Here is a 23,734-nt window from a genome sequence, read left to right on the forward strand (position 1 = left end):
AGCCAGGCTTTCCAGGACTGGTGCCCGGGTGTCTCTACTTCTGTCCAGCCCGCACGGGGATCGGCAGCGCGAGCGCTCGGCCTCCCCAGTCCTGCCGCATCCACCCCCAGTCGGGCTCGTCCACCGGGGGCGTGCGGCGCGCGTCACCGGTCGCCTCGCCCGCCATGAAGTTCAGGTAGTACACGTTGCTGCCCGGCGCCGCCGCGACCGGGTGGTACCCGCGGCGGCTGAGAATCACGTCGCCGTCCCGGGCGACCAGGGCCTCGTCGTCGCCGTCCTCGGGGGAGTAGTTGCGGTGGATCGCCCAGCCGTGGGCGGGCTGCACGCGGTAGTGGTACGTTTCCTCGATGTAGAGGCTGCTCAGCTGCCCGTCGTGGCGGTGCGGTGGCCACCCGCTCCAGTTACCGCTGGGCGTGTAGACCTCGTACACCAGCAGCCGCTCGGCCGCTTGGTCCGGCCCCAGCACGTGGCTGACCTGCCGGGTCGCGTTCGCGCCGCCCCTCATCTCGACCTGGATGTCCTCCGGCCGGACGAGCCGCACCGGCAACGTGCCGGTGGCGGGAGCGCCGCCGTGCGCGAAGGTGCCGGTGCCCTCCACGCGGTACGCCGTGCCCGGCGGCAGGTACACCACGGTCGGCAGTTCCTCGAACACCCCGCGCCGCGAGACGTCGTGCGTGGCGCCCCGCACCGTGACGTGCAGCGCTCCCTGTTGCGGCACGACGGCGACCTCGTTCGCGCCAGTGTGGCCGTCGTGCGCGGCGCCGTCCAGCGTCACCACGCCGAAGGACAGGTGGGTCCAGCCGGCGCTGGCGGGCGTGAGGTCCACCTGCCCGGCCGCGTCGGGACGCAGATGGTCCCTGGAAGTCACGGCGTCGCCTGCACGTCCTGAACGCGCACCGGTCGGCCCTCCTTCAGGCTGCGGGTACACGCCAGCGCGAGCCGCAGCGACTCGACCGCGTCGTGGGCGCCCGGCGTGGGCGCGCGGCCCTCGCGCAGGGCCAGCACGAACGCGGCGATCTCGGCTCGGTACGCGTCCCGGAAGCGGTCCATGAAGAAGTGGTAGTGGTCCATGCCCACGCCCTCGCCGTAGCGCAGCAGCGCCGTCTTCGGCGTCGCGTCCATGACCAGCTTGCCGCCAGACCCGAAGACCTCGGTGCGGACGTCGTAGCCGTACACGGCGCGGCGCGAGTTCTGCACCACGCCCTGCGCGCCGTTCTCGAAGCGCAGCAGCGCGGTGGTGGTGTCCACGTCCCCGATCTCCCCGATGGCCGGATCGACGTTGACGCTCCCCACGGCAGTCACCTCGGTGACCTCGCCCACCAGGAAGCGCGCGATGTCCAGGTCGTGAATCGCCTGATCGAGGAATACCCCGCCGGAGATCTTCAGGTACTCCAGCGGGGGCGGCGCCGGGTCGCGGCCGGTCGCGCTGAACTGCTCGATGACGCCGACCTCGCCCGCGTCGATGCGCTCCCTGGCCTGGATGTACGGCGCGTCGTAGCGGCGGTTGAACCCGATCTGGAAGGGCACGCCGCGCTCCTGCACGATGCGCATGACCCGCTCGGTCTCGGCCAGATCGGCGGCCACGGGCTTCTCGCAGAAGATCGCCTTGCCGGCCAGCGCCGCCGCCTCGATCAGCGCGGCGTGCGTGCTCGTCGGCGTGACGATGATGACGGCCTCGACGTCCGGGTCATGGATGGCGTCCAGGGGGTCCGCATACGTGCGCGCCGCCCGCGTCAGGCGCGCGACGGTCTGCGCGGCCGCCTCCACCGGATCGGCAACGGCGACCACCTGCGCGTCCGGCAGACCGATCAGGGCGTGGCCGTGCTCGACGCCCATGCGGCCGGCACCGAGGATGGCGAAACGGAGGGGGGGCGGAGCGGTGTTCATCGTGGCGGGGTCAGTCATGGTCGTGTCCTTGGGGGTGCAGGAAGTCGAGGTAGGGTGCGGCGGCGTCCCGGACGGCCGCGCGGATGGCCGCGTACCCGGCGCGGTGCGTGGGCAGGCCGGGCGACGCCGCCCACGCGGTCCGCACCGCGCGGTACAGGGCGCTGCCGATGTTCACCTTGGTCACGCCGGCGGCCACCGCGGCCCGCAGGTCGGCCGGGTCGATGCCGCTGCCGCCGTGCAGCACCAGCGGCCCGCCCACCCGCTCTCCGATGCGGCGCAGCAACCCGAGGTCGAGTCGGCTGGCGTGGCCGTGCTCGCTGCCCACCGCGCACGCGATCAGGTCGGCGCCGGCGTCTCGCAGCGCGCGGGCCTGGTCGGGGTCGGTGGTGTCGAGCACGTTGTCGTCGGCGCCGGGCAACCCGAAGCCCTCGGCGCTGACTTCCAGGGCCGCGCCGCACGCGCGCGCGATGACGGCCAGGTGGGCGGTCACGCGCCGGGTTTCCTCGAAGGGCAGGCCCTGGCCGTCGAACATCACGCTTCCGTAGCCGGCGCGCAGGCACGCGACCACCTGATCCACGTCCCGCCCGTGGTCGAGGTGCAGCGCGACCGGCACGCGGACCTCGTCGGCCAGCGCGCGGACCATCTGCGCGAACACGTGCGGGCTCGCCTGGGCCAGGTCCGCCGGGTACGTCTGGAGGATCACCGGGCGTCCGGCGGCCTCGGCGGCCTCAACACATCCCCTGGCCATCTCCAGCGAGCAGACGTTGTACGCCGGCAGGGCGTAGCCGCCGGCCAGCGCGGCGGCGTACAGCGGCCGGGCGTCCGCGTACCACGTCACGCCGGGCCGTCCATCAGGGCCTGGACCTCCGCCCACGTGGGCGTGAAGTTCGCGCAGCCGATCCGCGTGACCACGATGGCCCCGCACGCGTTCCCGACCCGCGCGGCCCCCGGCCAGTCCAGGCCTCGCAGCCGCCCGGCGACCACGCCTGCCGCGAATGCGTCGCCGGCGCCCAACACGCTCAGCACCTCGACCGGGAAGCCCGGCACGGTCACGGCCGCCTCGCCCTGTCGGTGGACGGTGCAGCCGCGCGCGCCCTCCTTGACGATCACGACCGGCACCTCCGCGAGCAGCGCGGCCGTGTTCGCGGCCACGTCGCCGCGGATCTCCGGCGCGGTGATCATCGAGTGGCGGATCGTCACATCGGCGGGATCGCGCAGCAGGGCGGCGTTGATCTCCTCCTCGGTGCCCAGCACCACGTCCACGTCGCGCAGCAGCGCCCGGATATTCAGGCCGTACCCCAGCAGGCCCGGCCACATGTCCGCGCGGAAGTCCAGGTCGAGGTACACCGGCACGCCCGCTCCGTGTGCCCGTCTGGCCGCGTGCAGCGTGGCGGAGCGCCCGGGATCGCGTGCCAGCGCCGAGCCGTTCACCACCAGCGCCCGCGCCGCCTCAATGGGCGCGGCGTCGATGTCGGGGATGCCCAGCTGGATGTCGGCGGCGTTCTCGCGGTAGAAGGTGATCGGAAAGCGGTCCGGCGGCTGGATGCCCAGCAGCACCGCGCTGGTGCGCGTGCCGGGCTTGCGGGGGATGTAGCGCGTCTCGACGTTCTCCCGCTCCAGGCCGGCCAGGATGAAGTCCCCGACCTGATCCTCGCCCACCGCCGTGAGCAGCGCCGAGCGCACGCCCAGGCGGCTCGCGCCCACGGCGATGTTCAGCGGACTGCCGCCCAGGTACGCCCCGAAGCGCGTGATCTCGGAAAACGGCGCGCCGATGTCGTCCGAGTACAGGTCGATGGACGAGCGGCCCACCGTGAACAGCTCGGTGCCGGGGGTCGGGTCCGTCACGCGCTGGTCCCGCCCGCCAGGCCGCGCAGGTAATCCAGATTCGCCGTCGCGCTCACGAGCGGCTCGCCCATGCCCGGCAACACGTCCTGCTCGACCGTGATCCAGCCCGCGTACCCGCCGCGTTCCAGTTCGCCCAGCACGGCCGGGAAGGGCACCACACCGCGACCCAGCTCGCAGAACACGCCGGCACCGACGGCCTGCTGGTATGTCAGGCCCTGGGTGCGGGCGTGGGCGGCCACGTCGGCGGACATGTCCTTGAAGTGCACGTACCACACGCGGCCACGCAGGGCCTTCAGGCCCTCCAGCACGACTGCCGGGTCGCTGGTGCCGCTGCCGTACAGGAAGTGCCCGGTGTCGAACACCAGGCCGACCAGCGCCGGATCGGTGCGCTCCAGGAAGGTGGCGATCTCGGCCGGCGTCTCGACGTACCCGCCGCAGTGGTGGTGGAACACCGTGCGCAGGCCCGTCTCGGCCCGCACCGCGCGGGCGATGCGCTCGGCGCCGGCGGTGAAGGCGGCCCAGCCGGCGTCGTCCAGCGACAGGTCCGGCGTGATGTGCCCGGCGTTCTGAAGTCTTGGCGCGTCCCGGCTGTGCTCGTCGGCCAGCACGACCAGCGGCGACCACCCGTCGCCCACGTCCGCCACCGCCGCGAGCTGCCGGGCAATCCTCAGCACGCGCGCCTCGCCCTCCGCGTGGGCGGCCGGGTCGCGCAGGTACACGCCCTCGTACGCACCCAGCATGGTCAGGTTCCGGCTGTGCAGGGCCGCGCGCAGGGCGGGGATGTCGGTCGGGAGGTAGCCGTAGTCCCCGAGTTCGGTGCCCCGGTAACCGGCCAGCACGAGTTCGTCCAGCATGCGCGGCGCGGGGACACCCTCGCCGAAGCCCTCGATGGTGCCCCACGAGCAGGGCGCGTTGCCGAACCGGATGGAGGATGGGGATGCGCTCACGACAGCTCCTGTGGGATAGGGAAGGGGGGGCGGCCGGTCATCCGGCGTCCGGGGTGGTCGCGGCGGAGTACGGCACCTGCTGAGCGAGGTGCTGCTCGTAGGCCCGGCGCGCCGCCGTGACACCTGGCTGCGCCGACACGGCCGCGATGGGCACGTCCCACCACGACTCGAAGCCCGGCACGCGCTCGCGCAGGTTCACCGGCACCACGACCACGTGCACGCCGCCCTGGGCGTGCGCGGCGTCCACCGCCGAGCGCAACTCGGCCAGCGTGGCGGCCTGGAGCGCGTGCGCGCCCATGCCCTGCGCGTGCTTCACGAAATCCAGCGCCACGGTGGGTCCGTCGGTGCGGCCAGTGTGCGGATCGCGGTGGCGCAGCTCGTTGTTGAAGCTGGGACTGCCGCACTCCATCTGCAGGCCCCGGATGCTCATGAACGCCCGGTTGTCCACCAGCACGACCGTCAGGTTCACGTTCTCCGCGACAGCTGTCACGAGTTCCGAGTTCAGCATCAGGTACGAGCCGTCCCCGACCATCACGACCACGCGCCGCTCCGGCTCGGCCAGCGCCACGCCCAGGCCCGCCGGGATCTCGTAGCCCATGCAGGAAAAGCCGTACTCGACGTGATAGGCCCTGGGATCTTCGGCGCGCCACAGCCGCACGAGGTCGCCGGGCATGCTGCCGGCGGCGCAGATCACCGTGGCGTGCCCGCCGACCACGTCGTTCACGGTGCCGATCACGCTGCCCTGCGACGGCGGCGTGCTGCCGGTGTCGGCCCGCTGGGCGTCCACGGCCGCGGTCCACTCCTCACGCAGCGCGGCGATCTCGGCCGCATACTCGGGCGCGACGGTGTGGTCCGCCAGCGCCGCCGCGAGGGCCACCAGCGCGTCCCGCGCGTCCGCGACCACGCTCAGCGCGCCGAGTTTGGCGGCGTCCATCGGCACGACGTTCACGCCGATCACGCGCACATCCGGCGCGAAGGCGGTCTTGCTGGCGGTCACGAAGTCGCCCAGGCGCGTGCCCACCGCGACGATCAGGTCGGCGTCGCGTGCCAGCCGGTTCGCGGCCAGCCCGCCGATGGCCCCGATCGGCCCGGCGTTCTGCGGGTGGTTCCACGGCACCGCGCCCTTCCCGGCCTGCGACTCGCAGAACGGCAGCCCGGTCGCCCCGGCCAGCGCGGCCAGCGCCCCTTCCGCCCCGCTGTAGATCACGCCGCCGCCGCCCACGATCAGCGGCCGCTTCGCCGCGCGGATCAGGGCCGCCGCGTGCCCGATCAGTTCCGCCTCGGGTGGGGGCCGACGGACGCGCCACACGCGCTCGTTGAAGAAGGCGTCAGGCCAGTCGTAGGCCTCGGTCTGCACGTCCTCGGGCAGCGACACCACGACCGCGCCGGTCTCGGCCGGGTCGGTCAGCACGCGCATCGCCTCCGGCAGCGCCGACAGCAGCTGCTCGGGCCGGGAGATCCGGGTGTAGAAGCGGCTGACCGGCCGGAAGCAGTCGTTCACGCTCACGTCGTGCTCGGTGGGGTGCTCCACCTGTTGCAGCACGGGGTCCGGCAGGCGGTTGGCGAAGAAGTCGCTGGGCAGCAGCAGCACCGGCAGGCGGTTCACGGTGGCCAGCGCCGCGCCGGTGAGCATGTTCGTGCTGCCAGGGCCGACCGAGGCCGTGCACGCGTAGGTCTGGAGCCGGCCCCGGTGCCGGGCGAACGCGGCGGCCACGTGCACCATGCCCTGCTCGTTCTGCGGGCGGTAGGTGGGCAGATCAAGCGCGTCCCCGTATTCCTCCAGCGCCTGCCCCAGGCCCGCCACGTTGCCGTGCCCGAAGATGCCCCACACGCCGGGAATAAGCCGCTGCCGCACGCCGTCGCGCTCGCTGTACTGCGCCGCCAGGAAGTGCACCACGGCCTGCGCGACCGTCAGGCGGCGGGTCACGACCGGCCCTCCAGCGGAAACTCGTTCATGATCTCCTCTCCGAACTCCGGCACCCGCACCGTCTCGCCGGTGACCAGCGCGTGCTGCGCGGCCAGGGCCAGCTGCAGCGAGTGCAGCGCGTCCCGCACTGAGGGCGTGAGCGCGTGGCCTGTCTGCACGCCGCGCGCGAATGCGGTGATCTCCGCGGCGTACGCGGCGGGAAAGCGCTCGCTGAAATGCCGGGGCCGGTCGTGCGACACGCCCCGCGCGTCATAGACCGTCAGGTCCGGGCGGCGGTCCTGCTCGATGTGCAGCCGCCCCCGCTCGCCCAGCACCTCGGTGCGGATGTCGTAGCCGTACGCGGTGCGCAGGCCCACTTCCAGCGTGCCGAGCGCGCCGTTCTCGAAGCGCAGCAGGGCCAGGGCCGTGTCGTGCTCGCCGTGGTCGGCCAGCTCGGGCTTCACGAGCGCCCCCCCGATGGCCCGCACCTCGGTCACCTCGCCCACCAGGAAGCGCGCCAGGTCCAGGTCGTGGCCGCCCATGTCGACCATCAGGCCGCCGGCCGTGATCAGGTACCCGGTGGGCGGGGGTTCGGGGTCGCGGCCCACCGCGCGGAAACCCTCCAGCCGCCCCAGTTCCCCGGCGTCGATGCGGCGCTTGGCGTCCACGTAGGCCGGATCGTAGCGGCGCTGGAAGCCCACCTGGTTGGGCACCCCGGCGGCCTCGACGGCGCGCACGGCGCGGGCGGCGTCCTCCAGGGATTTGGCCAGCGGCTTCTCGGTGAAGATGGCCTTCCCGGCGCGGGCGGCCGCCTCGATGGCGTCGGCGTGCGTGCCGGCCGGCGTGCTGATCAGCACGGCCTCGACGTCCGGCTGGGCCAGGACGTGGGCGAGGTCCGTGCTGGCCTGCGCGCCCAGCTCCGCGGCGACGTGGCGGGCATGGTCCTCGCTGACGTCCATCACCCAGGTGATCTGCACGCCGCGCACGGTCGCCAGAACCTGCGCGTGCGCCTGGCCCATGCGGCCCGCGCCGATCATGGCGCAGCGCAGCGCGCCGCCGGGACGCGGGGAAGCGGGGGGGTGATCGGTCATCAGTGGCCTCCGGAGGTCATGCGGCGCATGACCGCGGGTGAAGGGGACAGGGTGGGCATCTCAGGTGGGCCATCAGGCCTTGGCTTGGGGGCGCAGGCCGTCCTGGTGCGCGATCTCGGACAGTTCCACGCTGAGTTCCTCCAGCGCCTCGCCGCCCGCCATCATCTCCAGCAGGGCCTCGCGGGTGGTCTGGTCACGCGTGAAGGTGCCGTAGCTGCGGCCCCGGTTCAGGATCGTGAAGGTGTCCCCGACTGCCCACGCGTGGTGGACGTTGTGCGTGATGAACACCACGCCCAGCCCGCGCGCGCGCGCCTGCAGCACGTACTTGAGCACCATGGCTGCCTGGTTCACGCCGAGCGCGCTGGTGGGCTCGTCGAGGATCAGCACCTTCGCCCCGAAGTACACGGCCCGCGCGATGGCCACGCACTGCCGCTCGCCGCCGGAGAGCGTGCCGACCGGCTGGTCCGGGTCGCGCACGTCGATGCCGATCTTGCGCATCTCCTCCTGCGCGACTCGGGTGGTGGTCGCCTCGTCCATGACCTTGAGGCCCAGGACGCGCCGGGTGGGTTCACGGCCCAGGAAGAAGTTGCGCTTGATGCTCATCAGCGGCAGCATTGCGAGGTCCTGGTACACCGTGGCGATGCCGAGTTCCAGCGCCGCGCGGGGCGTTGCCAGCACGGCCCGCTGGCCGCCCACGCGCACCTCGCCCTCGCTGGGCTGGTGCACGCCGGACAGCACCTTGATCAGGGTGCTCTTGCCCGCGCCGTTGTCGCCCAGCAGGCAGTGCACCTCGCCGGGGTAGACGGTCATGTTGATGTCCTTCAGGGACGTGACCGGTCCGAAGTACTTGCTGGCGCCCGCCACCTCGATGGCCGGCGTGCCGCTGCGGTCGGGCGGGGCCGTCACTTCTTCCTCCTCAGCAGCATGGCCCGGCTGCGCAGGGCGTTGTTCAGGATCACGGCGCCCAGGATCATCGCCCCCACCATCACCTGGAACCAGTCGGAGTCCACGCTGGTGTAGATGATGCCCTGCTGCACCATGCCCAGGATCAGCGCGCCGATGCTCGCGCCGATCACGCTGCCGTACCCGCCAGTCAGCAGGCACCCGCCGATCACGGCGGCGGCCACGGTGTTCAGTTCGAGCTGCGTGCCGCGCAGCACGTCCGCGCTGCCGTACTTGGTGACCTGAATGATCGCGACCAGTGTGGCGGCCATGGCCGTGAGCATGAACAGGATGGTCTTGACGCGGCGCACCGGCACGCCCACGTTGCGCGCGGCGTTCGCGTCGCCGCCCACGGCGAACACCCAGTTGCCGAACCGGGTCGTGTTCAGCACGACGGCCATGACGGCCGTGAGCAGCAGCCACCACCACACCGAGGCGGGCACGCCCAGCAGGTTGCCGCTGAACGCGTGTCCTAGCGGCGTGTTGACCTGATCGTCGATGCCCTGCACCAGGGTCAGCTTGGTGATCAGTTTGGTGAAGCCCAGCGACGCGCCGCGCAGCACGAACAGCATGGCGAGCGTCACGATGAAGCTCGGCAGGCCGGTCCGCAGCACCAGCCAGCCGTTCAGCCAGCCGATGGCCGCCGCGACGGCGAAGGTGATGGGAATGGCCACGATCAGGGGCAGGTGCCCGTGGTCCGGGTGGATCAGCAGCGCCAGCACGATTCCCGCCGCGCCGAGCATGGACCCGACCGACAGGTCGAACTCGCCGCCGATCATCAGCAGGCCCACGAACACGGCCACGATGCCGACCTGCGCGGCCACCTCCAGGTAATTCACGGTGCCGCTCAGCGACAGGAAGCCGGAGCGTCCGGCGGCGAGGGTGAAGATCACGAAGACGAGCAGCAGCCCGGCCAGCGCCCCGAACTCCGGCCGGGAGAGCAGGCGCTGCCACGGGCTGCGGGGGGCCAGGCGCTCGTCGGGAGCGGCGGTGCGGGCGGTCATGGCGTCTCCGTCGTCATGGGCGTGGGGTCATCGGTGTGGTCATGGATGCTCCTGCGGGCGGGGGAGGCCACGGCGGACCTTCCCCGCCCGGCGGTCTCAGCGGATGCCCTTCTTGGCGAGGTCGACGACCTGCTTGGCATTCTGCGGCGTCACGAAGCCGGGGCCGGTGTAGATGATGTCGCTGGCGGTCATCAGGCCGTAGCGCTTGTAGTTGGTGAGCAGCACGACCGGCAGGTAGCCCTGCAGCCATTGCTGTTGGTCAATAGCGAAGGTCATCTTGTTCGCGCTCAGGGCGTTCAGCACGCCGGTGCTCAGGTCGAAGGTGCCGAACTTGACCTTGCTGAGCATGTTGCCGGCTTCCAGCGCCGACAGCACTGGCTCGGCCGCCGAGGGGCCCAGCGTGAGGATGCCGTTCGTCGTGGGGTTTTTCTGCATGTACGCGGTGACGGCGTTGCGGATGGCCGTGGGATCCCCGATCTTCACGGGCAGCACGTCGCCCTTGCTGCCCAGGCCGTCGAAGAAGCCCTTGCAGCGTGCGTCGAGCGAGGCGTTCCCGACTTCCTGGTTGATGCACACGGCCTTGGTGACGCCCAGCGCCTTCATGCGCTTGCCCGCCCCGACGCCGGCCGGGTACTCGTCCTGCCCGACGTGCGCGAGGATGCCGAGGCTGGCGGCCACGTCGCTGCCGGAGTTCATGGACACGACCGGAATACCGGCCTTCACGGCCCGCTGGATGGCGGCCGAGAGGGCGGTCTTGTCGGGAATGGTCACGATCAGGCCGTCGGGTTTGCTGGCCACGGCCGCGTCGATCAGCTGGCTCATGCGCACCATGTCGAAGGTGTCCGGTGCGCGCCACTCGACCCGGACGCCCATCTCCTTGGCCGCTTCCTCGGCTCCGTTTTTCGCGACGCTCCAGAAGGGATCGGCGGCCTGCCCGTGCGACACGACCACGATACGGATGTTCTGGGCGGCGGAGGTGGACGCGAGGGCGAGCAGGCCGAGCAGTGCGAGTGTCTTCATGTGGATCTCCCGATGCGCTGAGTGAGGGCGGGGGGTGAACTGGCCGGAGCCAGGGACGACCGAGATGAGATGTTCACAAACGTTTGCAGATAATGAGTGGAGGACGGCAACAGGTCATCGTTATGGCGGCGCCACCGACCCGCGCGCGATGAACGGCGCGTCGAGCCGCACGTGGTGGGGCACGTCACCGTCGGCCAGGGCCGCGATCAGCACCTCGCACGCGCGGACGCCCAGCTCGTAGGTGGGCTGCGCGACCACGCTGATCGGCGGTTCGTGCAGCAGCATCAGGCGGGAATCGTCGAAGGACGTCAGCGAGATGTCGCGCGGCAGTTTCAGGCCCAGCGAGCGCATGGCGATGATGGCGCCCACGGCCATCTCGTGGTTGCTCACGAACAGCGCCGTGGGCCGCGCACCAGGGGAGACGTCCAGCAGCTCGAGGGCCGCCGCGCGACCACTGGGTTCCAGGTCGTTGCCGTAGCGGACCAGCGTCTCGTCGTAGGCCACGCCGCCCTCCGCGAGGGCGTCCCGGAAGCCCTGGTGACGTTCCTGCGCGGTACTAACGTGCAGTTGCCCGAAGATGGCCCCGATCCGCTGGTGCCCCTGCGCGATCAGGTGACGCACCGCGTCGCGGGCGCCCGCGCGGTTGTTGACCTGCACGGTATGCGCGCCGTCCATGCCGCTCTGACGGTCGAGTTCCACGACCGTCAGGCCCCTCAGGAGCTGGGCGTGCAGGGCGGTGTGCGCGCTGGGAATCAGGATCAGGCCCTGCGGCATGTGGCTGCGCAGAATGGACAGCGCCTCGCGCTCGCGGGCCGCCGAGTCGTCGCTGGTGAACAGGATGACGTTCAGGTCGTTGCGCTCGGCGGTGTCCTGCACGCCCTTGACCAGCGTGGCGTGAAAGGGATTCAGGTCCGTGACGACCAGGCCGATGGTGCGTGAGGTCTGCTGCTTGAGACTGCGCGCCACCTCGTTCTGCCGGAAGCCGGTCGCCTCGACGGCGTTCATGATCCGCCGGCGCGTGCGTTCGGCCACCAGCTCAGGCCGCGACAGGGCGCGTGACACCGTGGAGGGCGAGACTCCGGCAAGGGCAGCGATCTCAGCGAGACGGTTCACGGTCAAGCGCGCACTCCAAAAAACATGAGAAGCCTACAAACGTTTGCGCTGACTCATGCAAAAAGAGTGGCGCACGCGACACGGCGCGGGGAAGCAGTCGATGTTGAACTTCCCACAGCCTACGCAGCCGCGGCAGGACCTGTCAATGTGTGACCGTGGGTCAGCAGCCCGCGGGCCTGGTGTCCGGGCCGGTGGTGACCAGTGGTCCACGCTGCCGCGCGCTTCCCGGGACCTGACAGCGGACCCGCCGCCGTCAATGCCGTGCCAGCGCGCTCCGAGCAGACAAGCTCACAGGACGGCCAGGAAGGCCCCTCGGACGCGTGCCGAGGGGTACAGGACCCGGGAATTCACGTCACCAGCCGGCCAGCTCGTCCTTCAGGTCGTCCACCGCGAGCAGGGCGTAGCCCCGGCGGGTCGTGTCCACCGACGCGTGGCCCAGGTGGGCGGCGACCCGGCCGAAATCCCGCACCTGCTGGAGCAGCCGCGTGCCCGAATACTTGCGCCCCGGGTGGAACCCCCGGAACTCCACGCCCGCGCGCCGGAACGCCCGGCCGAGGTGGTAGCGCGCCGCCTGCTGCGTGGCGTAGCGGAACACGAACTCCGGCGCGCGGCCCTCGGGGCGGTAGCGGCCGTGCTCCGGCCCACCCGGCGCGTGCAGCGCGCGGAAATGCCGGGCGGCCCGGGCCAGCCGGGCGCTCATCGCCACCCGCCGGGCCTTGCCGCCCTTGCCGTGGCGCACATGCAGGCGCCGCGCTCCCTCTTCGATGTCCGCCCACGTCAGCGCCAGCGCTTCACTGATCCTCAGGCCCGCGTGGGCGACCAGCAGCAGCAAGAAGCCCTCGTGGAGGTCGGCGCCCTCCAGCACCTCCACGAGTTCGTCCTCGGTGTACGGCGGGCGTTTCTCCAGGCCGCTGGTCGGATCGCGCGGCACCCGCACGTCCCCCCAGGGATCGGCCTCGGTGGCGCCCGCCCAGCGCAGCGCCCGGTACAGGCAGCCCGCCGCCGCGACCTTGAGCTGCACGCCCGCCGGTGCGCGCCCCGCGCTCAGCATCGCCTGCACGTAGCGCTGCGCGTCATGCCGGCCCGGACGCAGCACGTTCACGGCGTGGTCTGTGGCGTACGCGACGAACTGCCGCACGCCCAGCGCGTAGGCCTCGACGGTGCGCGGACTGGTCAGCACGCCGCGCTGGCCCTGTTGGGACAGGTACGCCAGCGTCAGCGACACCAGCACGTCCACGTCCTTGTCGCCGGCCGCCCGGACCGCCCGGCGCTTCAGGTCCTCGTCTGTCAGGGCGAGCCATTCGTCCGCGCGGGCGAGCGCCGTGCCGCGGAAGCGGTCGAGGGTCATGCCGGGCAGCGTAGCATCTTTTCACCTAACAGATCTTAGGTGAAAAAGTCTGGGGATCTGGCCGAGACGGTCGGACACCATGCGCCGTCCGCCATCTTCAGCTCCCCAGGTAGCTCGCGGTCAGGTCCGGATGCTGCGCGAGGTCGGCGGCCGGGCCGCTCAGCTTGACCTGTCCGGTCTCGAGGACGTACGCTCCGTCGCTGATCGCCAGGCTCGCGCGGGCGTTCTGTTCAACCAGCAGCACCGTGACGCCCTCGTCGCGCAGGCCGCGCACGATCTGGAGGATGTCGCGCACGATCAGCGGGGCGAGGCCCAGGGACGGCTCGTCCAGCAGCAGCAGGCGCGGCCGGGCCATCAGCGCCCGCCCGATGGCGAGCATCTGCTGCTCGCCGCCGGAGAGCGTGCCGGCCAGCTGCGAGCGCCGTTCCAGCAGGCGGGGAAAGCGGTGGTACACGCCGTCCAGATCGCTGCGCCACGGCTGCCGGCGGCGGCTGTACGCGCCCAGCACGAGGTTGTCGTGCACGCTCATGCTGGCAAACAGGTCACGGCGTTCCGGCACCAGGCTCATGCCGCGCGCCACCCGGCCCTCCAGCGGCACCGTCCGCAGGTCCTCACCGGCATACGTGATGGTCCCCTGCGACGGCAGCAGGCCCATCACGGCGTTCATCAGCGTGGTCTTGCCGGCCCCGTTCGCGCCGATCACGCTCACGATGTGGCCGCGCGGCACGCTCACGCTGACGCCGCCGAGCGCCTCCACCCGCCCGTAGCGCGTGTGCAGGTCGCGGACGTCGAGGAGCGCCGGCTGGTCGGAGCCGGTCACGCGGCCCCCGGGGCGTCCACGTCCACGCCCAGGTAGGCCTCGCGCACCGCCGGATTGCCGCGCACGTGGGCGGGCGTTCCCTCCGCGAGCGTGCGGCCGGAGTTCATCACGACCAGCCGGTCGACGAGGTTCATCACGAGGTCCATGTCGTGCTCGACGATCAGGATGGTGAGACCTTCGCCCCGCAGCCGGCGCAGCAGCGCGGCCAGGTCCTGCTTCTCGCCGTAGCGCAGCCCGGCGGCCGGCTCGTCCAGCAGCAGCAGCGTCGGGGCGGCGACCAGCGCCCGCGCGACCTCCAGCACCCGTTGCTGGCCCAGCGGGAGGTTTCCCGCCAGTGCGAAGGCCTGTGCGCCCAGCCCGACGCGCTCGAGCTGCGTCATCGCCTCTTGCTGCAGCGCGGCCTCCTCGGCTCGTTCCAGGTGCAGCATGCTGCGCGGCACGCCGGCCCGCACGCGGGCGTAGCCGCCCATCATGGCGTTCTCCAGCAGCGTGAGGTCCGGCAGCACCCTCACGTGCTGGAAGGTGCGTGCCATGCCCAGGCGGTGGATGGTGCCGGCGTCGGCGCCCGTGACGTCCTGCCCGGCGAACGTGATGCGCCCGGCCGACGCCGCACTGACGCCGGTGATGAGGTTGAACATGGTGCTCTTGCCCGCGCCGTTCGGGCCGATCAGCCCCAGGATCTCTCCGGCGTGCAGGTCGAAGGACACGTCGTCGACCGCGCGCAGGCCGCCGAACTGTTTGCTGGCGCCCTCCACGGTGAGCAGCGGCGTGCCCGGCGCCGGCGGAGTCGGCGTGCCCAGGGCTGGTCCTGCCGGGAGTAGGCGCGGCGGTTCCGGCGGCAGCAGCCGCTCGATCAGGGGCCACAGGCCCCGCCGCGCGAACTGCAGGATCACGATCACCAAGATGCCGAAAACGATCACCTCGAAGTTGCCATGCACCCGCAGCAGGGCGGGCAGGACGTCCTGCAACACCTCGCGCAGCTCCGTGATCAGCGCCGCGCCGAACACCGCACCCAGCACCGACTGCACGCCGCCGACCACCGCCATGAACAGCACCTCGATGCCGGCGGCCAGGCTGAAGGGCGTGGGATTCACGAAGCGCTGGGCGTGCGCGTACAGCCACCCAGCCACCGACGCGAACAGCGCCGAGAGGACGAACACCTCGATCTTCAGCCGGACGTTGTTCACGCCGAAGGCCTCGCCCACGACCGGCCCGCCGCGCAGCGCCCGCATGGCCCGTCCGACCCGGCTGCGCAGCAGGTTCGTCGAGAGCGCCATGACCAGCAGCAGGGCCGCCAGCGCGAGGTACGCGAAGGTCCGCGGCGACGTTAGCCGCGCGCCCAGCACCGGCACCGGCGGGATGTCCGTGATGCCGGTGAAACCGCCCAGGGCAGGCGTGTTGCCGAACACGTAGTACAGGCTGATGCCCCACGCGATGGTCGCCAGCGGCAGGTAGTGGCCCTGCATCCGCAGCGTGACCAGCCCCAGCACCCACGCGATCAGCGCCGTGATCGCCAGCCCGACTGGCAGCGACAGCCACGGGCTGACGTGGTGCTGCGCCGTGAGGAGCGCTGTGGTGTATGCCCCAACGCCCATGAAGGCCGCCTGCCCGAAGCTGGTCAGCCCCACCACCCCCGTCAGCAGCACCAGCCCGACCGCCACGATGGCGAAGATCATCACGTTGACGAGCAGCGTGACCTGAAAGAGCGGCAGCGTGACCGGGAGCAGCAGCGCCACGGCCAGCAGCGCGGCGCCCAGCAGCGAGCGCATGGGCGGGCGTCCGGCAGGGGCGACGCGGGCGCTCATTCCTCGTCCTCAGGGACGTGGCGGGTGACCAGCGAGCGCCACAGCAGCACCGGCAGGATCAGCGTGAACACGATCACTTCCTTCCATGCCGACAGGCTGAAGGACGCGAAACTCTCGATCAGGCCGACCAGCACCGCGCCGGCTGCCGCCAGAGGAAAGCTCACCAGCCCACCGATGATGGCGCCCACGAAGCCCTTGAGACCGATCAGGAAGCCGCTGTCGTAGGTCATGGCGACGGACGGCCCGATCAGCATGCCGCTCAGCGCGCCGATCAGGGCTGCGAGGAAGAAGGTGAGGGTGCCGGCCGACGACGGGCTGATGCCCACCAGCCGTGCCCCGACGCGGTTGACGGCCGTGGCCCGCAGCGCCTTGCCGACCATGGTGCGTCCAAAGAACACGTACAGCCCCAGCATCAGCAGCGCCGAGACCGCGATCACCAGCAGGCTCTGCTGGCTGAGGATCACCTGCCCGAGCCGCAGCTGGCCCTCCACGAACGGCGGCGTGCGCGATCCCTCCGGCCCGAAGTACACCAGCGCCAGCCCGGAGAGCACCAGGTGCAGCGCGACCGACGCGATCAGCAACACGAGCACCGTGGCGTTCTGGAGGGGCTGGTACACCACCCGGTACAGCAGTGGGCCCAGCGGCGCGACCAGCAGCAGCGTCAGCGCGCAGTCCGCCCACAGCCCCAGGCGCAGCGGCGCCAGCGCGTGCAGCACGAGCCAAAGGCCCAGGCCCATGCCTACCGCCGCAGCGAGGGTGAGCAGACCGGCACGCGCGCGACCCGCTCTGAGCTGCCCGGCCACCTGCGCCACCGTGGCGAGGCCGAGCAGGGTCAGCAGCAGGGTCAGCGTGCCTGGCACCTGTCCGGTCTGGAGGGCGGCCAGGGTCAGCGTGCCAAACACCACGTACTCGCCGAGCGGGATGTAGATGATACGGGTCACCGCGAACACCAGCACGGTCGCCAGCGCGAGCAGCGCGTACACCGCGCCGTTGGTCAGGCCGTCGGCGGCCAGGATGGGAAAGATCGACGGATCGAACATCTGCACGGGAAGCTCCTGAAGGGCTGGAAAGCGACCACTCCAGCACCCCGGCGCGGGCCGGGTCGGTGATGAAACGGATGGGGACGGACGTTGTCTCCCCAGCCTACCGTCAACACAGGGTCGGCCGGCGCGAGGCTGCTCTCTCCAAGGACAGGCCAAGGAAGGTATCGAATCAAGTAGTAGATATGATGTGAAAGATCATGAGCAGGACTCCTGCTCAGCGAATTACCATCTGTGCTCAAACAGAGCAAGTGCCAGAAAAGGCAGGCGGAAGGATTGCCATCCAGAGAGCATATGCACAAGCGAAGGCACGTAGAACACCAGCTTGTCAGAGACAGCCGACACGCCGAAACCCACACTTAATCGGCACTTCATATCTAGTCCCTGATCTCTGATCACACACCCTGTCCTTTTACCCAAGTGCGCTCCGTGCCTCATATCCACTACCAAATATACATTCCCCATCGATCCAGCTCGGCTCAGTCAGACATCCCCTAGTGCGACTCCGGGTCACCTCTTGACAGCAGCCGAATCCTATGGTTCTATACTTTTGAACGTTCAAATCAAGAGCACTCCCACCACTGAGAGGGGAGCATATGACCCGTACGACCTTGAAAGATGTCGCCGCACATGCCGGGGTGTCCCATCAGACGGTCTCCAACGTCCTGAACGACCACCCTTCGATCCGCCCCGAAACGAGGGCACGCGTCCTCTCGTCCATCCAGGCCCTCGACTACCATCCCAACCAGGCCGCCAAGGCGCTGCGTGAAGCGCGCGTCACGACGCTGTGCTGCGCATTTTTCGGGCACGACCCCGAACAGATCGGTGACCCCTACCGCAACCTCGTGCAGTCCGCCTTCATCGCGGAGGCGCAGGCGCACGGCTACAGCGTCACCACCGCCTTCGTGAACGGGGGCGGCGCGACCCGGGCCACCTTCGACACCCTCCGCCAGCGCTTCCTGCAGCGGCAGTTCGGCGGCGCCGTCATTGTCGGTACCACAGTCACGGCTGAGCAGCACCACACCATGCGGTCATGGCACCTGCCCGCAGTCCTGTTCGACCATCACCTGCCCAGCCCAGACGCCGTCGGCATCAGCGCCGATTACCACAACGGCATGCAACGCCTCGTCGATCACCATGTCCAGCAGGGCCGGCGGCGGCTGGCGCTGATCCTGCCGCCAGACGACCAGGGCAGCACATCCGTCGGCCGCCGTGAGGGCTTCGAGCAGGCCTGTGCCCGGGCCAGCGTGCACGGCCGGTCGGTGTACGGCGACTGGTCGTACGAATCCGGCTACGCCGCCATGCAGGCCCTGTGGGCCGACAGTGACCGGCCTGACGCGGTCCTCGGCGGCAACGACCGCATGGGCACCGGCGCGCTGCGGGCAGCCCACGACCTCGGGATCAGCGTGCCGAATGACGTCAGCGTCAGCGGCTTCGACGACTTCGAGTTCGCCCAGTTCACCACCCCAAGCCTCACCACCGTTCACATTCCCCACGGCGACATGGCCCGCCATGCCGTCCGCAGCCTGATCCAGCTCTTGGAAGGCGAACCGACCCAGTCCCGCGTGTTTCCGCTGTCTCTCGTCGTGCGCGAATCGGCCTGAAGGCCAGGAGGTACCGCTATGACCGTTCAGTCCGACGCCATCCCCGCTCCAGCCGTCACGGCCGGCCAGCGAAACACCCGGCGGGGCAGCCAGGAAGCCATGATCGGCTACCTGTTTATTCTCCCCGCCATCATCGGCTTCGTCCTGTTCTACCTGTACCCCGCCATCCGCGGCTTCACCATCAGCTTCACGGACTGGAACCTCCTGAGCGCTCCCAAGAACGTCGGCCTGGACAACTACGCCACCGCCATCCACGATCCCAAGTTCTGGTCCGCCCTCGCCATCACCGTCAAGTACGTGCTGTGGAACATCCCGCTCCAGACCATCCTGGCGATCCTGCTGGCCGTCGCCATGGACCGGCTGGTCAAGAGCATGTTCATCAAGGGCCTGCTGATCGTGCCGTACCTGCTCTCCAGCGTCCTGGTCGCCCTGATCTTCCTGTGGCTGCTCGACCCTCTGCTCGGCATCGTGAACATCTGGCTGTCGCATACCCCGATCGGCAAGCAGGCGTTCTTCGCCTCGGAGACCCAGGCCATTCCCACCATCGCCATGGTGAACATCTGGAAGTACACCGGCTTCAACGCCCTGCTGTTCTACGCCGGCCTGCAGTCCATCCCGCGCACCGTGTACGAGGCGGCCGCCATCGACGGCGCGCAGGAATGGTCCACCTTCTGGAAGATCACTATGCCGCTGCTGCGTCCCGTCACCGTGTTCGTGCTGGTCACGTCGGTCATCGGCTCGTTCCAGATCTTCGACACCATCGCCGTCGCCACCCAGGGCGGTCCGGCGGACGCCACCAAGGTGCTGGTGTTCTACATCTACCAGAACGCGTTTTCCTTCTTCAAGATGGGCTACGCCACCGCCATGAGCATGCTGCTGTTCGCCCTGCTGGTCGTCTTCACCCTGGTGCAGATGCGCCTCCTGCGGGCCAACGAATCGGACCTCGACTGACCCCACCGTGCCGAGCCGGCCATTTCGACGCAGAGACATCAGGACCCAGGAGCTGACATGACGACTGCCGCCCCAGCTGACCGCCCCAAAAAGCCCATTTCGATCGGCCGCATCATCGCCTGGATCCTGCTCGCATTGATGGTCGTGATCTCCGTGTTCCCGGTTTTGATCGTTCTAAAAACGGCACTGACCAGCAACAAGGACATCTTCACGGAATCCGCCCGCCTGTGGCCCACCCGCCCCACGCTGATCAACTTCGAGCGCGTCCTCGGCCTGGTCTCTCCGGAAGTCGCGCAGGCCGCCGGCGGCTCCGGCAGCACCATCAGCTTCGCCTCAGCCACCTGGAACTCCGTCGTCTTCACCGTGCTGATCGTCGTCGGCCAGACCTTCTTCTGCGCCATGGCCGCGTACTCGTTCGCCCGCCTGAAGTTCCCCGGCCGTGACTTCATCTTCACGCTGTTCCTGATCGCGCTGATGATCCCCGGCATCGTGCTGTTCATCCCCAACTTCATCACCATCAAGAACCTCGGGTGGCTCAACACCATGCAGGGCATGGTCGCGCCCTTCATCCTGATGTCCCCGTTCGGCGTGTTTTTCCTGCGGCAGTTCTTCCTGTCGCTGCCCCGTGAAACCGAGGAAGCCGCGCTGATCGACGGCGCCAACCCCTTCACGATCTTCTTCCGGATCACGCTGCCCATGGCGCAGGGCCCGCTCGTCACGCTGGCCATCCTGACCACCATCGGCATGTGGAACGAGTTCTTCTGGCCCTTCCTGATCGCCAAGGACGATCACCTCTTCACGCTGCCGGTGGCCCTCCAGACCTTCCGCACCCAGACGCCGCAGGGCTCGCCGGACTGGTCCGGACTGATGGCCGGCACCTTCATCGCCACCGTGCCCGTGTTCATCCTGCTGATCGCGCTGGGCCGCCGGGTCGTGGAATCGCTCGCCTTCAGCGGCTCGAAGTAACGCCCCGCGTCCCCGGCACCGTCCGCTGCACGTCCCCTCGCCACTCCACAGCCCGCCGCCTCACCAAGGACATCCATGACCGACGCGATTCCCCCACCTGTTCCCCTGCGTCCCGCCCACCGTCCACCGGCCCTCCGTCCCCACTCACCCAGGAGTCACCCATGAAGAAGATCGCCACCCTGACCGCTGCCCTGACCGTTCTCGCCGGCCCCATCGCCAGCGCCGCGCAGGCCGCCACCACGCTGCAATACTGGCTGTGGGACAGCAACCAGCAACCCGCGTACCAGTCCTGCGCCACCGCCTTTACCAAGGCCAACCCCGACATCACCATCAAGATCACCCAGAAGGGCTGGAACGACTACTGGACGGGCATCACCACCGGCTTCGTGTCCGGCACCGCGCCCGACGTGTTCACCGACCACCTGGCGTACTTCCCCCAGTTTGCCGCGAACAACCAGCTCGTCGATCTCGCGCCCCTGATCGCCAAGGACAAGGTCGCCACCAACATCTACTACCCGGGCCTGAAGGACCTGTGGGGCCGTGACGGCAAGCAGTACGGCCTTCCCAAGGACTGGGACACCGTCGGCATCTTCTACAACAAGGACCTGCTCGCCAAGGCCGGCCTGAAGGAAAGCGACCTGGCCAATCTGACCTGGAACTCCAAAGACGGCGGAACCTTCCAGAGCACGATTGCCAAGCTGACCAAGGACAAGAGCGGTAACAACGGCCTGTCGGCCAAGTTCGACAAGAAGAACGTGGCCCAGTACGGCTATGAAACCGGCTTCGGCGCGGGCTTCAACGGCCAGACCGAGTGGGCCTTCCTGGCGGCGACCACCGGCTGGAAGTACAACGACGGCCTCTACGCCACGAAGTACTACTACAACGACAAGCGGTTCACGGACACCATTCAGTGGCTCGCGGACCTGAACCTCAAGCACGGCCTGATCCCCAGCTTCCAGGAGGTGCAGAGCGGCTCGGACTCGCTGTTCCGCGCGGGCAAGGTCGCCATGGTCACCAACGGCTCGTGGATGATCGGCGACTACACCGGCAAGCTGCCCTTCAAGGTCGGCGTGGCCCCGCTGCCCAAGGGCCCCAACGGCAAGCGCATGAGCATGTTCAACGGTCTGGCCGACTCGATCTGGGTGGGCAGCAAGAACCAGGACGCCGCGTGGCAATGGGTGAAGTTCCTGGCCAGCCCCACCTGCCAGAACATCGTCGGCAACACCGGCGTGGTCTTCCCGGCCATTCCCGCCGCCGCCGCCGCGTCGCAGGCGAAGTCCAAGTCCAGGGGCGTGGACGTCGCGCCGTTCATCAACCAGGCCAAGCTGCCCGGCGGCACGTTCTACTTCCCGATCACGGACCACATCTCCGAAGTCAACGACATCATGTCGAGCGCCATGCAGCAGGTGTACCTCGGCAAGGCCACGGCCGCCGCCGCCCTGCCCGCGGCCAACGACAAGGTCAACGCGCTGTTCAAGTAAGGTCCGGACAGAGGGGCAGCGTCACGGCTGCCCCTTTGACCATTCACGCGGTAGAACGTTCTAAAATCGTCGCAGGAGACCCCATGACTGCACCCAAAATTGCCATGATCGGCGCCGGCAGCACCGTGTTCGCCAAGAACCTGCTCGGCGACATCCTCAGCTTCCCCGAACTCGGCGGCGCAGACATCCGCCTGTTCGACATCAACCAGGAGCGCCTGGACGTCACCGAGCAGGTCGCGCACCGCGTCGCGACGGCCGTGGGCGCGCGCCCCACGGTGAGCGCCACCACCAGCCGTGAGCAGGCCCTGGACGGCGCGGACTTCGTGATCAACATGATCCAGGTCGGCGGCTACCAGCCCGCCACGGTCACGGACTTCGAGGTGCCCAAGCAGTACGGCCTGCGCCAGACCATCGCCGACACCCTGGGCATCGGCGGGATCATGCGCGCGCTGCGCACCGTGCCCGTGCTGGCGGACATGAGCCGCGACATGGAGCGGCTGTGCCCGGACGCGCTGCACATGAACTACGTCAATCCCATGGCCATGAACGTGTGGGGCCTGGCACGCCTGTCGCCCCGCATCAAGACCGTGGGCCTGTGCCACAGCGTGCAGCACACCGCCGAGGAGCTCGCCAAGGACCTGGGCATCCCGGTCGAGGAGATTGACTACCTGTGCGCGGGCATCAACCACATGGCCTTCTACCTCAAGTTCGAGCACCAGGGCCAGAGCCTGTACCCGCGCCTGATGGAACTCGCCGAGTCCGGCAAGGTGCCCGAGTGGAACCGCGTGCGCTACGAGATGCTGCGCCGCCTGGGGTACTTCGTCACCGAGAGCAGCGAGCACTTCTCAGAGTACGTGCCGTACTTCATCAAGCGCGGCCGTGACGACCTGATCGAGAAGTTCAACGTGCCGCTCGACGAGTACCCGCGCCGCTGCGTGTCGCAGATCGGCGGCTGGGAAGACCTGCGCGTCAAGCTCCAGAACCCCAACGAGCCGCTGGAGGTCAAGCGGTCCGTCGAGTACGGCTCGCTGATCATCCACTCAATGGTGACTGGCCAGCCGCGCGTGGTGTACGGCAACGTGATGAACAGCCCCGTGCAGCACGACGGTACGGCCGGTCACGGCAAGCTGATCAGCAACCTGCCCGACGAGTGCTCCGTCGAGGTGCCCTGCCTGGTCGACAGGCAGGGCATCCAGCCCACCCGTATCGGCCGCATTCCCCCGCAGCTCGCCGGCCTGATGCAGACGAACGTCAACGTGCAGGCCCTGACCGTCGAGGCCCTGGTCACGGGCAACCGCGAGCACATCTACCACGCAGCGATGCTCGACCCGCACACCAGCGCCGAACTGGACCTCGACCAGATCTGGGCGCTCACCACCGACCTGCTCGCCCAGCACGGCGACTTCATTCCGCAGGAACTCCAGGCCGCCGACTGAATCCGGCACCGCCGGGCGCCCTCCGGCTCCGCGCGTCCGTGGCAGCGGACCCGGGGCCGGAGGGCGGTTCCACTCAGGAGCACTCCCCAGTACCGGGTAAAGCACGCAACAACGCACCGGGCGTGGTCAGGCCAGTGAAGCCAGGACACGCCCGGTGCGGCTTGCGGTGGTGGGGATCTTCAGGCGGTGCCGGCCGGACGGGGCAGGGTGCGGGCCGCCATGTCCTGCAGGTAGCGCTCGGGCGTGGGATCGTCCCACTCGGTTTCCAGCCCCGTGCGGTGGCGGATGGGCACGATCAGCAGCACGACGGTGGCGACCAGCACGAGCAGGATGGCAAACAGCAGGATCATGGGGGGACTCCTCGGGCGGGAACGGCAGGATATCGGCGGAGACAGCGTTGGATCCCGACAGCAGGTTGTGTGACTGACTCATGAATAGCACGGCCGGATGAGAGCCGTCTATAGGCTGCTTCAAGCAACAGGTAACACACGGACGCGGTCATCTAGGGGATTGTGGGTCGGGCAGCGT

The 23,734-nt window shown here is 69.5% G+C and carries 21 protein-coding genes; 5 read left to right on the forward strand and 16 right to left on the reverse strand.

What is annotated here, in order from left to right; all coding sequences use genetic code 11:
• Window positions 1–34: 34 nt before the first annotated feature.
• The 15 genes from iolB to HNQ07_RS05670 form a co-directional block, all read right to left on the reverse strand.
• Window positions 35–868 carry a 5-deoxy-glucuronate isomerase gene (iolB, locus tag HNQ07_RS05600; protein ID WP_184109963.1) on the reverse strand — a complete coding sequence of 278 codons (834 nt, stop codon included), beginning with the start codon at window positions 866–868 and terminating at the stop codon, window positions 35–37.
• Window positions 865–1,905 carry an inositol 2-dehydrogenase gene (gene iolG, locus HNQ07_RS05605; protein ID WP_221274807.1) on the reverse strand — a complete coding sequence of 347 codons (1,041 nt, stop codon included), beginning with the start codon at window positions 1,903–1,905 and terminating at the stop codon, window positions 865–867. The genes iolB and iolG (HNQ07_RS05605) overlap by 4 nt, the downstream gene beginning before the upstream one ends.
• Window positions 1,898–2,725, reverse strand: coding sequence for a class II fructose-bisphosphate aldolase (locus HNQ07_RS05610; protein ID WP_184109964.1), 828 nt, complete (start codon window positions 2,723–2,725; stop codon window positions 1,898–1,900). Before HNQ07_RS05610 ends, iolG (HNQ07_RS05605) begins: the two co-directional genes overlap by 8 nt.
• Window positions 2,722–3,732: a 5-dehydro-2-deoxygluconokinase gene (gene iolC / locus HNQ07_RS05615; protein ID WP_229831860.1), complete on the reverse strand. Its 1,011-nt coding sequence runs from the start codon at window positions 3,730–3,732 to the stop codon at window positions 2,722–2,724. The genes HNQ07_RS05610 and iolC overlap by 4 nt, the downstream gene beginning before the upstream one ends.
• Window positions 3,729–4,679: a TIM barrel protein gene (locus tag HNQ07_RS05620; RefSeq protein WP_229831859.1), complete on the reverse strand. Its 951-nt coding sequence runs from the start codon at window positions 4,677–4,679 to the stop codon at window positions 3,729–3,731. Before HNQ07_RS05620 ends, iolC begins: the two co-directional genes overlap by 4 nt.
• A gap of 37 nt (window positions 4,680–4,716) precedes the next feature.
• Window positions 4,717–6,606: a 3D-(3,5/4)-trihydroxycyclohexane-1,2-dione acylhydrolase (decyclizing) gene (gene iolD, locus HNQ07_RS05625; RefSeq protein ID WP_184109965.1), complete on the reverse strand. Its 1,890-nt coding sequence runs from the start codon at window positions 6,604–6,606 to the stop codon at window positions 4,717–4,719.
• Window positions 6,603–7,676 carry an inositol 2-dehydrogenase gene (iolG, locus tag HNQ07_RS05630; protein ID WP_221274808.1) on the reverse strand — a complete coding sequence of 358 codons (1,074 nt, stop codon included), beginning with the start codon at window positions 7,674–7,676 and terminating at the stop codon, window positions 6,603–6,605. Before iolG (HNQ07_RS05630) ends, iolD begins: the two co-directional genes overlap by 4 nt.
• A 72-nt stretch (window positions 7,677–7,748) precedes the next feature.
• The gene (locus HNQ07_RS05635) at window positions 7,749–8,582 is read right to left on the reverse strand and encodes an ATP-binding cassette domain-containing protein (RefSeq protein ID WP_221274809.1); all 834 of its coding nucleotides are present in this window, start codon (window positions 8,580–8,582) and stop codon (window positions 7,749–7,751) included.
• Window positions 8,579–9,622: an ABC transporter permease gene (locus HNQ07_RS05640; RefSeq protein WP_184109966.1), complete on the reverse strand. Its 1,044-nt coding sequence runs from the start codon at window positions 9,620–9,622 to the stop codon at window positions 8,579–8,581. Before HNQ07_RS05640 ends, HNQ07_RS05635 begins: the two co-directional genes overlap by 4 nt.
• A gap of 96 nt (window positions 9,623–9,718) precedes the next feature.
• Window positions 9,719–10,642: a sugar ABC transporter substrate-binding protein gene (locus HNQ07_RS05645; RefSeq protein WP_184109967.1), complete on the reverse strand. Its 924-nt coding sequence runs from the start codon at window positions 10,640–10,642 to the stop codon at window positions 9,719–9,721.
• A 120-nt stretch (window positions 10,643–10,762) separates the two neighbouring features.
• Complete coding sequence (locus HNQ07_RS05650) at window positions 10,763–11,755, reverse strand: LacI family DNA-binding transcriptional regulator (RefSeq protein WP_184110224.1); 993 nt, start codon at window positions 11,753–11,755, stop codon at window positions 10,763–10,765.
• A 352-nt stretch (window positions 11,756–12,107) separates the two neighbouring features.
• On the reverse strand, window positions 12,108–13,103 hold the full coding sequence (locus HNQ07_RS05655) for a tyrosine-type recombinase/integrase (RefSeq protein ID WP_184109968.1): 996 nt from the start codon (window positions 13,101–13,103) through the stop codon (window positions 12,108–12,110).
• Between the two features lie 97 nt (window positions 13,104–13,200).
• Window positions 13,201–13,923 (reverse strand): ABC transporter ATP-binding protein, encoded by a 723-nt coding sequence (locus HNQ07_RS05660; RefSeq protein ID WP_184109969.1) that lies wholly within the window; start codon window positions 13,921–13,923, stop codon window positions 13,201–13,203.
• On the reverse strand, window positions 13,920–15,728 hold the full coding sequence (locus HNQ07_RS05665) for a branched-chain amino acid ABC transporter ATP-binding protein/permease (protein WP_221274811.1): 1,809 nt from the start codon (window positions 15,726–15,728) through the stop codon (window positions 13,920–13,922). Before HNQ07_RS05665 ends, HNQ07_RS05660 begins: the two co-directional genes overlap by 4 nt.
• Window positions 15,725–16,774: a branched-chain amino acid ABC transporter permease gene (locus HNQ07_RS05670; protein ID WP_229831858.1), complete on the reverse strand. Its 1,050-nt coding sequence runs from the start codon at window positions 16,772–16,774 to the stop codon at window positions 15,725–15,727. The genes HNQ07_RS05665 and HNQ07_RS05670 overlap by 4 nt, the downstream gene beginning before the upstream one ends.
• 590 nt (window positions 16,775–17,364) lie before the next feature.
• Between HNQ07_RS05670 and HNQ07_RS05675 the strand changes: the two genes are divergently transcribed.
• The 5 genes from HNQ07_RS05675 to HNQ07_RS05695 all read left to right on the forward strand — a co-directional run bounded on the left by HNQ07_RS05675 (window position 17,365) and on the right by HNQ07_RS05695 (window position 23,206).
• Window positions 17,365–18,372, forward strand: a complete 1,008-nt coding sequence (locus tag HNQ07_RS05675; protein WP_184109970.1) for a LacI family DNA-binding transcriptional regulator — start codon at window positions 17,365–17,367, stop codon at window positions 18,370–18,372.
• 18 nt (window positions 18,373–18,390) lie between these two features.
• Window positions 18,391–19,323: a carbohydrate ABC transporter permease gene (locus tag HNQ07_RS05680; protein WP_184109971.1), complete on the forward strand. Its 933-nt coding sequence runs from the start codon at window positions 18,391–18,393 to the stop codon at window positions 19,321–19,323.
• Between the two features lie 57 nt (window positions 19,324–19,380).
• On the forward strand, window positions 19,381–20,289 hold the full coding sequence (locus tag HNQ07_RS05685) for a carbohydrate ABC transporter permease (RefSeq protein WP_184109972.1): 909 nt from the start codon (window positions 19,381–19,383) through the stop codon (window positions 20,287–20,289).
• A gap of 161 nt (window positions 20,290–20,450) precedes the next feature.
• Window positions 20,451–21,770 carry an ABC transporter substrate-binding protein gene (locus tag HNQ07_RS05690; protein ID WP_184109973.1) on the forward strand — a complete coding sequence of 440 codons (1,320 nt, stop codon included), beginning with the start codon at window positions 20,451–20,453 and terminating at the stop codon, window positions 21,768–21,770.
• 83 nt (window positions 21,771–21,853) lie between these two features.
• A complete protein-coding gene (locus HNQ07_RS05695) occupies window positions 21,854–23,206 on the forward strand; it encodes an alpha-glucosidase/alpha-galactosidase (RefSeq protein ID WP_184109974.1) in 1,353 nt (450 codons plus the stop codon).
• Between the two features lie 179 nt (window positions 23,207–23,385).
• On the opposite strand, the gene HNQ07_RS05700 is transcribed toward HNQ07_RS05695, so the two are convergent.
• Window positions 23,386–23,556 carry a hypothetical protein gene (locus HNQ07_RS05700; protein WP_184109975.1) on the reverse strand — a complete coding sequence of 57 codons (171 nt, stop codon included), beginning with the start codon at window positions 23,554–23,556 and terminating at the stop codon, window positions 23,386–23,388.
• Between the last annotated feature and the right edge of the window lie 178 nt (window positions 23,557–23,734).

It is taken from the genome of Deinococcus metalli (genome assembly GCF_014201805.1).
In the GTDB taxonomy this organism is placed as follows: Bacteria; Deinococcota; Deinococci; order Deinococcales; family Deinococcaceae; genus Deinococcus; species Deinococcus metalli.

Bases quoted from the DNA above. Each gene is read 5' to 3' on its own strand.
- HNQ07_RS05655 (WP_184109968.1), bottom strand. From the start codon at position 13,103: ATGACCCTCGACCGCTTCCGCGGCACGGCGCTCGCCCGCGCGGACGAA.
- iolG (WP_221274808.1), bottom strand. From the start codon at position 7,676: ATGACCGATCACCCCCCCGCTTCCCCGCGTCCCGGCGGCGCGCTGCGC.
- HNQ07_RS05695 (WP_184109974.1), top strand. From the start codon at position 21,854: ATGACTGCACCCAAAATTGCCATGATCGGCGCCGGCAGCACCGTGTTC.
- HNQ07_RS05665 (WP_221274811.1), bottom strand. From the start codon at position 15,728: ATGAGCGCCCGCGTCGCCCCTGCCGGACGCCCGCCCATGCGCTCGCTG.
- HNQ07_RS05645 (WP_184109967.1), bottom strand. From the start codon at position 10,642: ATGAAGACACTCGCACTGCTCGGCCTGCTCGCCCTCGCGTCCACCTCC.
- HNQ07_RS05685 (WP_184109972.1), top strand. From the start codon at position 19,381: ATGACGACTGCCGCCCCAGCTGACCGCCCCAAAAAGCCCATTTCGATC.
- HNQ07_RS05700 (WP_184109975.1), bottom strand. From the start codon at position 23,556: ATGATCCTGCTGTTTGCCATCCTGCTCGTGCTGGTCGCCACCGTCGTG.
- iolG (WP_221274807.1), bottom strand. From the start codon at position 1,905: ATGACTGACCCCGCCACGATGAACACCGCTCCGCCCCCCCTCCGTTTC.
- HNQ07_RS05675 (WP_184109970.1), top strand. From the start codon at position 17,365: ATGACCCGTACGACCTTGAAAGATGTCGCCGCACATGCCGGGGTGTCC.
- HNQ07_RS05640 (WP_184109966.1), bottom strand. From the start codon at position 9,622: ATGACCGCCCGCACCGCCGCTCCCGACGAGCGCCTGGCCCCCCGCAGC.
- HNQ07_RS05680 (WP_184109971.1), top strand. From the start codon at position 18,391: ATGACCGTTCAGTCCGACGCCATCCCCGCTCCAGCCGTCACGGCCGGC.
- HNQ07_RS05690 (WP_184109973.1), top strand. From the start codon at position 20,451: ATGAAGAAGATCGCCACCCTGACCGCTGCCCTGACCGTTCTCGCCGGC.